10 protein-coding genes and 5 pseudogenes are annotated in these 14,167 nt (G+C 55.5%); 7 read left to right on the top strand and 8 right to left on the bottom strand.

Translation table 11 applies throughout. From position 1 onward, the window contains the following. Positions 1 to 132 precede the first annotated feature (132 nt). Both V6L79_RS13675 and V6L79_RS13670 read right to left on the bottom strand, forming a co-directional pair. Positions 133 to 1,071, bottom strand: a complete 939-nt coding sequence (locus tag V6L79_RS13675) for a LysR substrate-binding domain-containing protein (protein ID WP_261742414.1) — start codon at positions 1,069 to 1,071, stop codon at positions 133 to 135. A 1,626-nt stretch (positions 1,072 to 2,697) separates the two neighbouring features. Continuing rightward, positions 2,698 to 3,657 carry a helix-turn-helix domain-containing protein gene (locus tag V6L79_RS13670; RefSeq protein WP_338580319.1) on the bottom strand — a complete coding sequence of 320 codons (960 nt, stop codon included), beginning with the start codon at positions 3,655 to 3,657 and terminating at the stop codon, positions 2,698 to 2,700. Positions 3,658 to 3,753: 96 nt separating this feature from the next. Here V6L79_RS13670 and V6L79_RS13665 point away from each other — a divergent pair, with 96 nt between their 5' ends. From V6L79_RS13665 to V6L79_RS13650, 4 genes are all read left to right on the top strand, one after another. Continuing rightward, on the top strand, positions 3,754 to 4,125 hold the full coding sequence (locus tag V6L79_RS13665; RefSeq protein ID WP_338578958.1) for a tautomerase family protein: 372 nt from the start codon (positions 3,754 to 3,756) through the stop codon (positions 4,123 to 4,125). Positions 4,126 to 4,517: 392 nt separating this feature from the next. Beyond that, positions 4,518 to 5,108, top strand: a complete 591-nt coding sequence (locus V6L79_RS13660; RefSeq protein ID WP_321836275.1) for a TetR/AcrR family transcriptional regulator — start codon at positions 4,518 to 4,520, stop codon at positions 5,106 to 5,108. A 121-nt stretch (positions 5,109 to 5,229) separates the two neighbouring features. Next, the gene (locus tag V6L79_RS13655; protein ID WP_321836274.1) at positions 5,230 to 6,429 is read left to right on the top strand and encodes an efflux RND transporter periplasmic adaptor subunit; all 1,200 of its coding nucleotides are present in this window, start codon (positions 5,230 to 5,232) and stop codon (positions 6,427 to 6,429) included. Continuing rightward, the gene (locus V6L79_RS13650) at positions 6,426 to 7,004 is read left to right on the top strand and encodes an efflux RND transporter permease subunit (protein WP_338578957.1); all 579 of its coding nucleotides are present in this window, start codon (positions 6,426 to 6,428) and stop codon (positions 7,002 to 7,004) included. The genes V6L79_RS13655 and V6L79_RS13650 overlap by 4 nt, the downstream gene beginning before the upstream one ends. A gap of 179 nt (positions 7,005 to 7,183) precedes the next feature. On the opposite strand, the pseudogene V6L79_RS13645 reads toward V6L79_RS13650, so the two are convergent. From V6L79_RS13645 to V6L79_RS13630, 4 genes and pseudogenes are all read right to left on the bottom strand, one after another. Then, positions 7,184 to 7,303 (bottom strand): annotated as a pseudogene (locus tag V6L79_RS13645) (glycoside hydrolase family 19 protein); the annotation flags it as partial. 196 nt (positions 7,304 to 7,499) lie between these two features. Next, on the bottom strand, positions 7,500 to 9,626 hold the full coding sequence (locus tag V6L79_RS13640; RefSeq protein ID WP_338578956.1) for a TonB-dependent receptor: 2,127 nt from the start codon (positions 9,624 to 9,626) through the stop codon (positions 7,500 to 7,502). A gap of 198 nt (positions 9,627 to 9,824) precedes the next feature. Further along, positions 9,825 to 9,902 (bottom strand): annotated as a pseudogene (locus tag V6L79_RS13635) (integrase); the annotation flags it as partial. Positions 9,903 to 9,939: 37 nt separating this feature from the next. After that, positions 9,940 to 10,809: pseudogene (locus V6L79_RS13630) on the bottom strand (LysR family transcriptional regulator); the annotation flags it as partial. Between the two features lie 99 nt (positions 10,810 to 10,908). Here V6L79_RS13630 and V6L79_RS13625 point away from each other — a divergent pair. Together V6L79_RS13625 and V6L79_RS13620 are read left to right on the top strand one after the other, a co-directional pair. Further along, a complete protein-coding gene (locus V6L79_RS13625; RefSeq protein WP_338578955.1) occupies positions 10,909 to 12,165 on the top strand; it encodes an FAD-dependent monooxygenase in 1,257 nt (418 codons plus the stop codon). 109 nt (positions 12,166 to 12,274) lie between these two features. Next, positions 12,275 to 12,535 (top strand): annotated as a pseudogene (locus V6L79_RS13620) (transposase); the annotation flags it as partial. A gap of 67 nt (positions 12,536 to 12,602) precedes the next feature. Here the strand turns inward: V6L79_RS13620 and gstA are convergent. Further along, positions 12,603 to 13,232, bottom strand: a complete 630-nt coding sequence (gene gstA / locus V6L79_RS13615) for a glutathione transferase GstA (RefSeq protein ID WP_338578954.1) — start codon at positions 13,230 to 13,232, stop codon at positions 12,603 to 12,605. 150 nt (positions 13,233 to 13,382) lie between these two features. On the opposite strand from gstA, the gene V6L79_RS13610 reads away from it, so the two are divergent. Beyond that, a complete protein-coding gene (locus V6L79_RS13610; protein ID WP_338578953.1) occupies positions 13,383 to 13,772 on the top strand; it encodes a helix-turn-helix domain-containing protein in 390 nt (129 codons plus the stop codon). Here the strand turns inward: V6L79_RS13610 and V6L79_RS13605 are convergent. Next, positions 13,735 to 13,956, bottom strand: a pseudogene (locus tag V6L79_RS13605) (transposase domain-containing protein); the annotation flags it as partial. The gene V6L79_RS13610 and the pseudogene V6L79_RS13605 sit on opposite strands and share 38 nt — an antisense overlap. Between the last annotated feature and the right edge of the window lie 211 nt (positions 13,957 to 14,167).

Raw genomic sequence — 14,167 nt, 5'->3', positions numbered from 1 at the left:
CTGCTCCTTGCGTGTGGGGGAACGATAGAGAGGGAGCCCGATAGTCGAAAGGCTGCTTTTGACACGGGGTGTTTAGTTTCCCTAAACACTTTGAGTCCTTCCGAAGCGCATACGGCCGTGATTGAGCGCACGCTATTGCACGTCTAACTCTTCAATCCAGGTTGCGCCTGGCCACTGTTTGTCGATAACCAGTTGGCGTGCGACATCGACGATAACCAACCGGGTTGCCAATGCCGCTGGAGACAGTTCGTCATCAGCCAACGTCGCCAGCAAATTGCGCCGGCCCACATGTGGATCGGTAATTTTAACCAGTGAAAGTCCTGACTCGTCCTTCAATGCAGCTGCTGCCCCGGGTTGTATCGTTGCAGCATGACCGGCGCGCACGGCGTTCATCAGTACCGCGAGACCATCCACTTCCATGATGACATTGGGGGTTAATCCGACCCGCTCGAATGCGCTCATCAATGCCGAACGTAAACCATGCTGGGCACTGGGCATCACTAGCGGCAAGCCGCCTAGGTCGGCTAGCTGCACACTGTCACCACGAGGCGCTTGCGGTAGTTTTGGCGAGGAGATAACAAACAGCTTTTCATCCAGCAAGGGAGTTACGCTCCAACGTTTACCTCCTTCGAGCTGGAACAGAATTGCTAGGTCAATCTGCCTGGCGTTTAGCTGGCCTGCCAAGTGTCCGGAGAGCATTTCCACCAAATGGAGTTGGATATCCGGATAACGGCTACGCATGGCGTTGATCAATGGCAGAGCGAGCACCGTCGCGGTAGTAGGTGGCAGGCCGACACTGACATAGCCACTCATGCGCCCGCGATGGGCTGCCATGATGGCGTTCTCTGCTTGGCGCAGGGTCAGCTGGGCATGGTGTAAAAATGCGAATCCAGCGCTGGTAGGCGTTACGCCCGTAGTGGTGCGATTCAAGAGGCGGGTGCACAACTCGCTTTCGAGCTTGGAAATCTGCTGACTGAGGGCCGACACGCCCACGTCCAACTCGAGTGCCGCCCGCCCTAGACTGCCATGCTCAATGATTTTTACGAAATAACGTAGTTGTCTTAATTCCAATGCTGTCGCTTCCCGCAAAAAGGCTAATCGAAACTTGAATGTTGTCACGCAAATACGCAACGACAAACCTGATAACAGCTGTTCCTTCCTGCTCAAGTTCAGGCGAAAGCCTTGGGCAGCGACGTGAATATCGGCGGGTGGCGTGATGCCGCACATTAGGCAGCTGGCCCAGTGCCTAATGGCCTCTTCCAGGTGCGTCCCTCTCCTCGACGTGACGGGGCCTCACTCAATTCCAGTCATTTCTCATAGGCGGGGGATATTACAATGCCCGACTCTGCCCTATCGCCACCGTCAACTATGGGCCGAAGTGGACAATCCTGAAAGGCTGCTTCTGGCCGAACTCCAAACTCAGATGAGGCTCCCCTCTCAGTTGTGACCCGTCCCCAGCAGGAGGGTTTTATTGTGCCTGCCAGGCTTTTCTCATTATCAGAGGAAACACGACGGCCGCCCTTCCCTACGACCCAACACCGGCCCTGATAGCTGGGTGTTGACACCGTTTTTGGGCGACTCATTTAGTGGGTACCTGAAGTCTCTCTGATGTAGACCTGAAGCGCGATCAGTCCTTGATCGCCGTCGCCGGTGATTCCGATAATTCAATGAGCATTCGCTGGGTCAAGTTGGGCTCTACGGGGCCCACAGGTACTGTAAGACAGCAATACCAAACAGATAAAAATCGAAATATTTTTTAAAGCATTCATCTATATTCCCTACAACAAAAGGCAATTAAAAAACAAAAAAAACGCTACAAACACCTCTTATATCAAAATAACCAATACGGAAAATCCACAATCTCGATTCGATATCAAACCTGGCCCAGGATAACTTGCGAACTTACCATCTCAGGGCTAAGTTAAGCCCTATTGGTAATCACCAACAAATACTCAGGATGAGGCTATTGTGATGAGCGACTGCACTTGCAAGGAACATAACAAATTAGCATCCAGCGAACATATCCCTGATTACACGACTGTCGGGTTCGGCGTTACGGCTGATTCCCCCCCGACATTTGAGGGTGTGCTAGCGCTGAGGATGTCAGTCTGTGTTGGGGCCAGCTATAATCAGGCAACCAACAAAATCTGCTTTACCCTCCCGGTTTTCGGTGACTACTGTGTAAATTCACCGATTTCAATCCCGATCAGTGGCCAGTTAAAAGTTTGCGCAGAAACATGCGGTACATTTATGCCTACCGGCCTTAAAGCAACGATATACCTAAACGGTAGTGTACTCCTCACTGTGATGCTCTTTGGACTATGCTAAGCACTACGGCATAACCAGCGGATTCCGAAGAGACACTACAACCTGTATCTCTTCGGATTATTACCAGCCGCTTATTCATAGACACAAACAACATCTCCACTGTCAGCCCCTTAAAACAAATTTATTACATCGACATATCACTATCAAAATCTTTTTAAACAAACCAGTATCAAGAACAACTATCACGTGAGCTCGAAAGCGCATGTCACTGCCCAGCGAAGTGATACTCAGGGTCCGATTTCTTTCAGAGGTCAACTCACACACATCGACGATGTTTGACGCGCCCATCAGCACTGGGAGCTGGTAGCCCCACTCCTCACCTGGCAAGTGCCACAGGCTCACTGCTTATTGGGCGACTGCTTTGTCGACTTAACGCAATTGCCGAGGTGTGGCATTAAGCATTTTCTTCATCAATCGCCGCAAAGATGTGGCATCCCGGTATCCGACGCGCTCGGCAATAGTATCGACCGAGTATTTACTGTTTGCCAGCAACTCACGGGCCTTATTGGCCTGGACACGCTGGATCAGCCGTAACGGGCTATAACCGGTAGCCTTGTGTATGTGTCGAGATAACGTTCGCTCTGACAAGCCAAAGTCGAATGCAAGTGTACTGACGCTAATGGTCGCGGGTAGCGAGGCTTCGATATGAGCCGTCAGCTTTGCGATCAGTTCATTTCCCTGAGCCATCATTGCCGGGACCATGAAGGGCGATTGCAACTGTCGGGCGTCTATCAGTAGCGTTCGTGCAACGGCATCTGCCAGCGCCGGGGAAAAATAACTGCGCAGAAGTTGCAGCATCAAATCGCTGTGACCTAACGCTGCGCCTGCGGTAAGCAACGGGGGATCAGAGATGACCATGCGATCAGCATCTACCTGGCACTCCGACGCCCACTGCTGAAGCAAGGGTGCCATCCACCAGCAAGTGGTAACGCAGCGCCCAGCGAGCACATTCGCAGCCTGCAACACGAATACTGCAGAACATGAGGCAGCTACGGTACCCCCAGCCCTTATATGAGCCTGTAATGCCGGTACCAGCGATGTAATGTCCGGCTGTTGCAACCGCTGCTCAATCAAGGCTACGTCCGCTATGCCGATGCCCGGAATGATCCAGCATGAGCGGTCATCAGCGTCGGTAACCAAAGGCTGAAGAAAAATGTGCATGCCTTGGCCGAGCGGAACGCGATCCGTACTCAGTCCACAGACTTGCCAACGTGGGGTGGCAATGCCCAATCGCTTGGCGAGGATCGCTGCCGTCGAAAGGATATCCAGGGTCAGTGCGACACTGGAGGCAAAGGCGCCTTCAACTACAACAATTTTAAAATCATTCATTGGCTGATTATGCACGAAAGATGTCAATTCGGTCGCTGGCTGCGGCGCTTCAGTGCTGGCTCAATAACGACTCCATTTCATTGAGCGTTAATCTGTATGCCCAATATTCTAATCAAAGTGCCTCAAGGTTCATTTACTTACGAACAACAGGCACTGCTTAGCGAAGCGATTACGAAAGAAGCAGTCGAGGTCGAGCAAATGGGCAGCGATCCACGTCAACGGAGCTTGTGCTGGACGCTAATTGAAGAAGTGCCTAGCGGTTCCTGGAAATGTGGTGGGGTGGATGTCAGCGCTCAAGCCATTCCTTGCATCATCCAGGTCAAAATCCCCAGTGGAGTACTTAGCAAGGCCATGCGAGACGACTACGTCCAGCGCCTGCATCAAGCGGTAAGCCAAAGCGTACCCGCCAGGAGTAATCCATTGGCTTCGAATGAAAAAGGCTCGCTTACTCTGCGATCCAGACCATAAGTATCAAGCCGCGAGAGAACAAAAAAAGCGATAGCCATGACGAGACAAACAATGGAAATCAACCATCCGCGATAGCGCTTCATCCAGATTACTTTATGCATAGTCACTACCTTTCAGGTTTCATGAGCTGCAGCCAATCGAGCCAAATTGTCAGTACCGGATCAAGCCGAGCTTATGGTTTGTTACGCCGCGCCAGGGCTGCGTATTGCCATGGGCAACCATGCGTTGGGCGGCCGCAATAGATGGAGCCTTTGCCAAATATGGGATGTCGCCTGTCGGCTTACAGAAAGATCCTTTTGCTGCATTGCTTGACTCTGCGTGGGAGCTGCCAAATAATAGACTAAGTAGTCTATCTAGTAAATAAAGATACAGCCCTGCACCGCGGAGATGACATGAGAAAAGTTGATCCTGATAAATACCAGGCCAAGCTGCACCAGATCCTCGAGGCAGCTGTAGTGTGCTTCGCCGAGAAAGGCTTTCGCGGCACTTCGACCAACCAGATCTGTTCAGCTGCGGGTATGAGCCCTGGCAACCTGTTTCACTACTTCCCCAGTAAACAGGCAATCATTGAGGCCATAGCGGAGGAAGATCGACGCGAAATGAGCGAGCGCTTCGCCCAACTTGCCGCAGAACCCGATGCAATCGTGGCGATTGAGCGCTTGGTCAACAGCCTCTTGCTGCAGTGCGCCGATCCGGTCTACGCCAAGATCGGCGTTGAGGTGGTCGCCGAATCCATGCGCAACCCTGAAATAGCAACGCTGTTCGCTGCCAGCGAAGCAGCAATCAAAAACGATCTGGTCGCGCTTCTGCAACGGGGCATCGTCCAGGGTCAGATCGATGCCACCCTAGAGCCGAAGTTTGCCGCCACTTGGCTAATAGCCCTCATTGATGGTGCAGTCACCCGCTCTGTGCTGGATCCGGACTTCGAGCTCAGTACCTATACGCCAACGCTGATGCGCATGATCAGACGATTTCTTGAATAGGCCATTTCTCTAGGTTCACTGCCTGCTTGACGCCCCTTCTCCAGTAAACGCTGGGGCGGCACGGGTGCGCGCGTCAAGCCCTACTCTCCGTCATTGCGACGTGCTTTTTCGGACTACCTCAATGAAAACTCCGATGAACCCGAACCTCGCCCTTGCTAGTGCGTCACGCTCTCACCGCTTGTGGCTTTGGGCGGGTGTCAGCCTGCTGCTGGTCAGCTTGGGAGCATGGCTCCTCTGGCCTTCCTACGAACCAGCGGCATCGGTAATACCTCCACTGCGCGTCAGCACAGTCACGGCAGGCCCTGCGATGCTCGATAGCTCTTTGCTCCTGAATGGAACGCTCGCTGCACGCGAGGAAATTGCGATCAGTTCCTCCTTGCCGGAGCAGCGTGTGGCAGAGGTAAAAGTAGAGGAAGGAGACAGTGTCCAGGCTGGTCAGTTGCTGGCGAGGCTGGAAACTCAAAGCCTGGACGCGCAAGTTCGTCAAGCCAAAGCAGTGTGGGCGCGTGCCTGTGCAATAGTCGCCCAGCAGGAAGCTGTCAAAGCTGAGTCAGAAGCCAGCTTCAAACGCATCGAACTGCTGAGCGGAAGCGGAGCGGTCAGTGAGCAGCAGGTAGATCAGAGTCGTGCTCAAGCGTTCACTGCAGCGGCTAGTCTTCGTGCAGCACGCGCCGAAGTTGAACAAGCGTTCGCGCAACTGGTCGACGCTCGCCACCAGCGGAGCAAGGCCGACATCCAGGCGCCCTTTGCAGGCGTTATCGCGGAGCGCACGGCACGTGCAGGCTCGTTGAGCGGTGGCGATCCCCTGTTCCGCTTGATTAGAGAGGGGCTCATCGAATTCGAGGGTGAGGTGGCGGAAACCGATCTGATCGACATTGAACCAGGACAAACGCTTCACGTTCAAATTACCGGGATTACTTCCCCCGTGAAGGGAACCCTTCGATTGGTCGCCCCAAAGGTTGATGCCAGATCCCGGCTCGGCCGCGTGCGCATTGCGTTGAGCGACTCTCAACTGCTTCGCGTCGGCACCTATGCTCAAGCGACGCTAGGCCTGGAACGACGCAAGCTCGACGTGACATTGCCGGCTCGGGCGGTTTCTGTCATCGATACCAATCTTGCCTCCGTGATGCAGGTCGATGACAAGGGGATCATCGTGCGCAGGATGGTGACAACCGGTCGGCGCAGCGGTGCCTTGCTGGAAATCACCTCGGGCTTGCAGGCGGGCGAGCGGGTAGTGGCAAATGCGTCCGCTTTTGTGCGCGAAGGAGATGTTGTGACCACCTCCGACGCCGATGCACATCTGACCGAGGAAACACCGTGAATTTCCAGATGTCATCTTGGGCCATTCGCCAGCCCATTCCCACGCTGGTTCTGTTCTTGTTATTGGCTGTCGTCGGCATAAGCGCATTCATCGACTTACCCAGCCGAGCATTGCTCACGACACCCGGCGTACAGCGGGTACAGCGCATGGGAGGCGTGAACCGTGAAATCCTGATTGAACTCAAGCCGGATCGTCTTGCAGCACTAGGCATCAGCGCCGAACAGGTCAACACACAATTGGTGCAGAGCAATGTGGATGTACCTGGCGGACGCATCATTCTTTACGGCCGCGAACAAACCATTAGAACGCTGGGTAGCGCCGCAAGCGTAGAGGCGCTCGCGACTCGTCCAATTTCTCTACCAGGGGCGCGGTGGGCCACCTTGGGCGACCTTGCGACCGTGCGCGACGCCAGTAGCGAGAGCCGGGAACTTGCCCGGTTAAATGGCCGGGAAGTTGTCGGCTTTCCGGTGGTGTTCACTTATATGGACGACTTGCGAATGTATCTCGCACAAAAATTAACCCGATTGACCTCGGTCACCGAGATGGATCGCAAGGAAGATGATTCGTTAGTGTAATGATGGACCACTTGCGTATTTCATCGACCTGGAGTTGGCAGTCTTGGACGTTACTATGGCGCATCTGTGTGGCTAATCGCAGCAGGCGCTAGCCTGCCACGCCCGTGCAGCCCATTCGCTGCCCGCCATCAGGGCCAGGATGATCAGCAGCACCCCGCCCCACTTCACCGCATCGATCTTCACGCCAACACCTTAAGCGCTCTGGCATACAGCGCCTGCCGATCGGCCGCGCCGTTCTGGCCACCGTTGATACGCTGGGTGATCTTGTCGAACTGGCCAGCGTCAGCAAGCATGTTCAAAGCAATGGAACACTTCACTTTCCTGCGCTCAATAAAAAGCCCCGTAGAACAAGGTCTACGGGGCTTTCGAATGTGGAGGCCGAAGCCGGAATCGAACCGGCCTTTCGAAGGGCAATTTCGCTCAAACCGAAATTACCCGGTCACAACAGACTCAATGAAGCCGAGGGGTGTTTTCTCGACGCAATGACCTATCAATTTACAACGTGTACGAGATTCCGACCTGCACGGTTCTCGGCGACCCCGGATAGGCGTAAACGTTGCCGAACGAACCCTCCTCATAGTCCTCGTCAGTCAGGTTTTTAACATCCAGATTAAGCCTGATCTGGTCGTTGACCTTGTAGTAGCTCAGCAGATCGACGACGGTATAGCTGCCCATCGAAAAAGCTATGTTGGCCGTCTGCCCCGCACGCTCATCGACGTACTTCAGGCCGGTGCCAAGGCCAAGGCCCTTCAGTGCGCCATCCTGGAACTCATAGACATTGAGCAGGCTGAAACTGTTTTTCGGAATGTTCGCCAGGCGGGTACCGGACTGGATGACGTTGTCCTTGGTCACCTCGGCATTAACATACGCATAGCCACCGATTACTCGCCATTGCGGGGTCAGGTTGCCGGCAATGTTCAGGTCGAAACCACGGCTGCGCACCTCGCCCGCTGCCACGCTGAAGGTCGAGACCACAGGATCGGTGGTGAGCACGTTGCTCTTTTCGATCTGATAGATCGCAGCGTCGACACTCAACTGATCGTCCAGCGCTTCCCATTTGATACCAAGTTCATACGACTTGCCCTTTTCCGGATCAAAACCACCGCCCTGGCGACTGGCACCGGTATTGGGTTTGAACGAGCGAGCCGCGTCGGCATAGATGGCCACGGTGTCGGTGAGGTCATAAGTCACTCCCACGCGCGGGGTCACGGCATTACCGCTGGCTTCCCAGCTTTTGCCGTCCTGCACGAAGGTTTCATAGTCATGATCAAAGCGCTCGAAACGAGCACCGGCCAGGAGTTTCAAGCGCTCGGTCAAGACCACCTGATCCTGAAGGAAAGTGGCGTAGGTCTTGAGGTTTTCCTTGTCGTTCGTCGGGGTTCGGGTCAATGCAGGACGAGGTTGACCATACACCGGGTTGAAGATATCAATCGGGTAGGCACTCACTTCCCCGCTGGAGCGCTGGATGATCGACTTGTAGTCGTAATCTTCGTACTCGATTCCTATCAGCAACGTGTGATCAAAGCCGCCTGCGGTGAAGTGCCCGGTGAGGTTGAGCTGGGTGTCCTTGTCCGTCCACTCCAGCTTGCGGTAGTTGAAGTTACGGCCCAGGGTACGTCCGTCTGGGGCCACACCGTTGGCTTCAATGGCATTCCCCTTCAGGGTGCCGTCGAGCCATTGGAACCCACCGCCCAACGTCCAGTTATCGCTCAACACGTGCTCGAAACGCAGCTGCGCCATGTTGTTGTCGTTGTGCAATTTGCCAACGTCTTTTTCGCCGAAGAAGGTGTCGCGTGAAGCGGTGCCGATTTGATTGGGATAGCGCGTCACACCGCGATCCAGCGGGTGATTATTGCGCATGAAGTCGCCTTCAAAAATCACTTTGGTATCGTCAGTGGCCTGCCAGGAAATGACCGGCGTCACGCCGTATCGTTCGCCCTCGACATGATCACGAAAGGTGTCACCCCCCTCACCCACCACATTCAAGCGATAAGCCAGACGCCCTTCTTCGTCGAGCGGGCCGGACGCATCCAGCGTGCCACGTTTCATTCCCTGGTCATCGAGTTGGCTACCCAGGGTGACCGTTGGCACCGCCAGCGGCTGTTTGGAAATGACGTTGAACGTACCGCCCGGATCTCCACGGCCATAGAGCATGGTCGCCGGCCCCCGGAGCACTTCGAGTCGCTCGATAGTGTTCGCATCCGGCATGTTTGGGTAGCCACGGTTGATCGGGAAACCGTTGCGATAAAACTCACCGGTCGTAAACCCGCGCACCGTAAACGTGGTTAGGCCCTGGCCACCAAAGTTGTTGGCACGCCCCACTCCGCCTGCATAATCCAGCGCATCCTGCAATCGCGTGGCACTGATGTCCTCTACAACATCTTTGCTCACCACGCTGATGGACTGCGGTGTCTCATGGATCGAAGTGTCAGTACGCGTGGCGCTCGCCGAACGGCTTGCGCGATAGCCGTCCACTGGCCCCAGCGCGGTTTCAAAGTCTGGTGTGCCGACGACTTCAGTGGCCTGCAACTCCAGGCTGGGTTTATCGGCTGCAGGTTGCTCTGCCCAAGAGGAAGCGGAAAACGCCTGAAGCACACAGATGGAAACCAGAGTACGACGCATCGAGGGAACCTTGTGATATAGCCATATAGGACGGCATACGTGCCAATTTAACGCGGCGTATGTTATATCCAAACCACATGTACTGATACGCATTTGTATTTGATTTTTTCTGAATAGGTGCTGTTGCGGTCATTCTTGGGCAACAAAACACAACTCTTCATTCGTCAATCAATGCAACTGCCCGCTATGGGTCGGCTAGCGAGTGGATAGATGGTCTGAGGTATGCAGCCGGCTAGGGAAAAGGCAGTTCTCGCTGCGTAGCTGGGCCTGTTGCACCGCTCCCAACTCGTTCCAACCGCAGCTGTATAAATTCCAGCAATGCCCGAACCCGCGCCGTCACGGAATGCCGGTGGCTGTACGCGCCAAGCAATTGCAGCGGCGCTGGGCGCAAGTCCAGCGACACTTCCCGCAATCGGCCCGCGGCAAGATCTTCCTGGCATGGATGGGCTGCTACTATCGCGAAACCGATGCCTTGCCGCGCGCCTGCCAACGCAAGTTCTCCGCTGTTGACACGATAGCGACTACGCACAGATACCTTCACGATTTCACCTGTGGCGTCGAGAAACATCCAGGGCTGGCCCTTCAATGCGCTCAGAGTAGTAATGCACGGCAAGGACTCAAGCTCGCGCACTTGGCGCGGAGTTCCCGTTTTGGCTAACAGAGCGGGCGCCGCAACCACAATGCTGGGTAGCGTAGCGAGTTCGCGGGTGATGATGGTGCTGTCATCCTGGCGACCACGATGGAAGACAATGGAGAGGTCCACGTCTTCCCGTAGCGCTTCTATACCGGTCAGGCGCGTGTCGCACTCCAGTTCGACGCCGGGATGGAGGCTACAGAATTCGGCCAGGATAGGGGCTAGTAGCCTTGGCGCTTCGCCTGGCATGCACATCCTTAAGGGCCCCCGCAGTTCACGCTGCACCGCACCAAGCTCTTCCTCAGTGGAGAGCAAGGAGTCGAGCAAAGGTTTGGTACGTTCGTAGAGAAGTCTGCCGGCTTCAGTCATGCGCAGGTGACGAGTACTGCGCTCCAGCAAGCGGACGCCCAATCTGCGTTCCAGCGAGGCGACGTGGCGGCTGACGTTAGAGGATGGCAGGGACAGTAGGCGCGCCGCACCGGCAAAGCTTTGTGCATCGACGACCGCCACGTATACACGGACGGTGTTCAGGTCGAGGGCATTGCGCATGATTGTCCCGATCAAGGTATTAAAGTCGCCCATTTTTACATAATAGTTCTCCACATTGACGGAATCTAAGATGCCGTCTCGTCCGATGGGTTGTCGCCGATGACGCGTCGGGACGGATTGAATAGGAGATCCAGCGTGGAAATCGGAATACTTGGCGGCGGAATTGCGGGGTTGAGCGCGGCGCTTGCCTTGCGCAAACGGGGACACAGCCCCCGGGTATATGAGCGCCGGGCCGGGCCAGCAACTATGGGGGCTGGCGTGACGCTCTGGCCCAACGCTGGCCTTGTGCTGGAGGAGCTGGGCCTCCTCCAGGACATCGCGGCAGCGGGTGGCCGGCCAGTGGTAGTGCGCCGCCAGGACGCTGCGGGCAATTCGTTGGGGGGCATCGATATCGCGCTGCTGGACCAGACAATGGGATATCCGACTCATACCATTTTGCGAAGGGACTTGCAGGCAGTGCTGCTGAACCATGCGGCACAGGCCGGAATCCCGGTGGAGTTCGGGCATCGGGCGGTGGGGATCGATCTGGAGACAAATGGCAAAGCGGTGGCGCGCTTCGAGAACGGGGTGAGTATCCGTCCAGATCTGCTTATCGGCGCCGATGGCCGTATGGGGTCGGTGGCACGCGAGTTCGTTGCGGGGGATAACACGCCGGTTTATCAGGGATTTGTGAACTGGATCGGGGTGGCACAAGGAGAGCGTGCGTTAGTGAGCGATATGGCGATTCAGGATTATTGGGGTTCGGGCAATCGCTTCGGTTGCGTGGCGGTCCGGCCGGAGTTGGTCTACTGGGCAGCGGCGCAGGCGCGGCCATTGTCAGGGGCGACGCCCGCAGACGATATGCGCAAGGAGATCGAGGATCTGTTCGCGGGATGGCCAGAGCCTATCGCCCGTATCATCCAGGCGACGCCGGCGCACGCCATCCGAATGATTGCCGTACACGACTTGGAGCCGCTGCACACATGGAGCCGAGCCAATGTGCTGCTAGTGGGAGATGCGGCGCACGCGCCGTTACCGACATCGGGCCAGGGCGCTTGTCAGGCGCTGGAAGACGCTTGGCATCTTGCCAGGTGCCTGGAAGGAACGGACGGCCTTGATGAAGCCTTGCAGCGCTTCGCGGAGATCCGCGGGCCGAAGACAGCCAAACTGGCCGAGCAGGGTCGAGTCTTCGCTCGCGGTCTGTTTGCCACTGATCCTGAAACCTGCCGCATTCGAAATGAACGCGCCAAGGCGTCCGATCCCTTGCGTGACGTGCAAGCCTTGGCGGCAGGATGGTCACAGGGTTTGCCGATGACGGGCTGCACGGACAGCACGCCGATGGATGGCGCTGACTTAGGCAGTCTGTACCGCCTCTGAAAGACTGTGGCAATCTGGACACCGCATGGCGTCTCCGGCCCCGAGACGCCTCACTGTAAACCGAGCCCCATGACGTTGCCCACCGCGCTGGAACGCCAAGTTTAGCCTGGCTTACCACCCCGCTACTCTGCTGAAGATCTGTATCTACGGTTATCTGAACCGCCTTCAGTCGAGCCGGCGCCTGGAACGAGAAGCCCAACGCAACGTCGAGCTGATGTGGCTGACCGGACGTTTGATGCCCGACTTCAAGACCATCGCCAACTTGCGAAAAGACAACAGCCAAGCCATCCGAGGCGTCTGTCGACAGCTTGTTGTGCTGTGTCAGCAGTTGGGATTGTTTGGGGAGAATCCTTGTCACGTTCATGGCAGCTATCAACTACGAGCGGACGTTAGCCCTTCCATTGTCGATAACCCTCTCAATCAGCACGCATCTGCCGTCACACAAGACCCTCTTCTCGCAGCGCTTTCTGAACCGAGGGACGAACTTTAACCCGTTCATACCATGCACGAAGGTAATGCAAATCGTCGAAGTGTATGTCGGCCTTGTAATAGCTGGTCAACCAGTCGGCCTGACCCCAGCCTATTAATGCGAACAGATAGGCGTCAGCCACAGTGAAGGAGTCACCCATGAGATATGGTCGGGTAGTCAACTGTTCGTCAATCCAGGCGAAACGCTTCTCCAACTTTGGCTTGGCAGTGTCTACGTACTTACCCGCGAGTGTTGAGTACTGCAAGGGAATGTACCCCTTGTGTATTTCAGACGTCAGGAAGCTCAACCATTCTTGAAGTCGATATCGATCAAGGGTGCCATGAGTGGGAACAAGTCCAAGCTCCGGCTTCAGGTCACCCAAATACTGCACGATTGCTGGCCCTTCACGCAGGAGAGTGCCGTCGTCCAGCTCGATTGCAGGTACGTAGCCAAAGTTGTTGACCTCAAAGTAATTGGCGCCCAATTCGGTGAGGTGCTTCTTGTGATCGACTTTAATCAGTGTGGCATCTAGACCAAGCTCATTCAGGACGATATGTGGCGAGAGGGAGCAAGACGCGGGGATGTAGTACAGCTTCATTTGCAGACTCCAGAGCATGAGTAAGCGCTGTCAATTCCAATTGAGAGACGGCTTCAGCTCATTCTAGATATCCGGTATAAAATAGGAAGAAGGCACTATTTTGTAGTATAGGTACAAAAAGTATACCTAAACCAATGCAGGACTCTGACCATGAAAGACAACATCTCAGGCTGCTCGGTCGAAGAAGCGATGCGTTTGCTAGGTGGCCGTTGGCGCCTGCTTCTTGCATCCTACCTGCTCGATGGGCCAAAGCGTTTTAATGCGCTTAGGCGGGACATTCCCGCTATTTCGCAACGAATGCTGACCATTGATTTACGCGCCCTTGAGGAAGCTGGACTCGTAAAACGTACAGTATTTCCCACCGTGCCCGTCACGGTTGAATACGAACTCACCGTTGACGGACGGCGGTTAGAGCCTGTTGTTGAGGTAATGAAACAATTTGGGCTATGGGTCAAGAGTCGCCAGCCCCTTGATAGCGTCTGTCCAGCTCACCTTGCGTCAGTTAGCGGGGTTTCCTCCGATGCCGCAGTAGCTGGCTGATATCACTCGCGCGCTGCGTAGGCAGTCGCGTGAGAACATCCTTTAGATAGGCGTACGGGTCATGCCCGTTGAGCCGCTCCAACTGGATCAAGCTCATGATCGCCGCCGCCCGTTTGCCGCTGTGTAGCGATCCGGCGAAGAGCCAGTTCTTGCGTCCAAGGGCCCATGGTCGGATCTGGCTCTTGTTCGTTGCGTGCAACTCGAAGAACTTGGGGACGAATGCAGGTGTCAGCGCCGTGCTTCTCTGCGCGTGAAACCGAATCCATTAGTGGACGAGGTTTGCGTTGAGGCTGAGCGCGATACTGGCAATCGAAGCGCCGGGCTGGACGCACTCTTGAATGACCAGGGCCTTGAAGGACTTGGAACAGGAGCGGCGTGTTGGCTGCATGAAATAC

The organism is Pseudomonas sp. ML2-2023-6 (genome assembly GCF_037055265.1).
Lineage (GTDB): Bacteria > Pseudomonadota > Gammaproteobacteria > Pseudomonadales > Pseudomonadaceae > Aquipseudomonas > Aquipseudomonas kulmbachensis.
The sequence above is the reverse complement of the archived record's forward strand: the minus strand, read 5'-3'. Positions and strand labels throughout refer to the sequence as shown.

Coding starts and splice junctions, on each gene's coding strand:
- V6L79_RS13670 (WP_338580319.1), bottom strand. CDS start 3,657: ATGAATGATTTTAAAATTGTTGTAGTTGAAGGCGCCTTTGCCTCCAGT.
- V6L79_RS13665 (WP_338578958.1), top strand. CDS start 3,754: ATGCCCAATATTCTAATCAAAGTGCCTCAAGGTTCATTTACTTACGAA.
- V6L79_RS13660 (WP_321836275.1), top strand. CDS start 4,518: ATGAGAAAAGTTGATCCTGATAAATACCAGGCCAAGCTGCACCAGATC.
- V6L79_RS13655 (WP_321836274.1), top strand. CDS start 5,230: ATGAAAACTCCGATGAACCCGAACCTCGCCCTTGCTAGTGCGTCACGC.
- V6L79_RS13640 (WP_338578956.1), bottom strand. CDS start 9,626: ATGCGTCGTACTCTGGTTTCCATCTGTGTGCTTCAGGCGTTTTCCGCT.
- V6L79_RS13625 (WP_338578955.1), top strand. CDS start 10,909: ATGACGCGTCGGGACGGATTGAATAGGAGATCCAGCGTGGAAATCGGA.
- gstA (WP_338578954.1), bottom strand. CDS start 13,232: ATGAAGCTGTACTACATCCCCGCGTCTTGCTCCCTCTCGCCACATATC.
- V6L79_RS13610 (WP_338578953.1), top strand. CDS start 13,383: ATGAAAGACAACATCTCAGGCTGCTCGGTCGAAGAAGCGATGCGTTTG.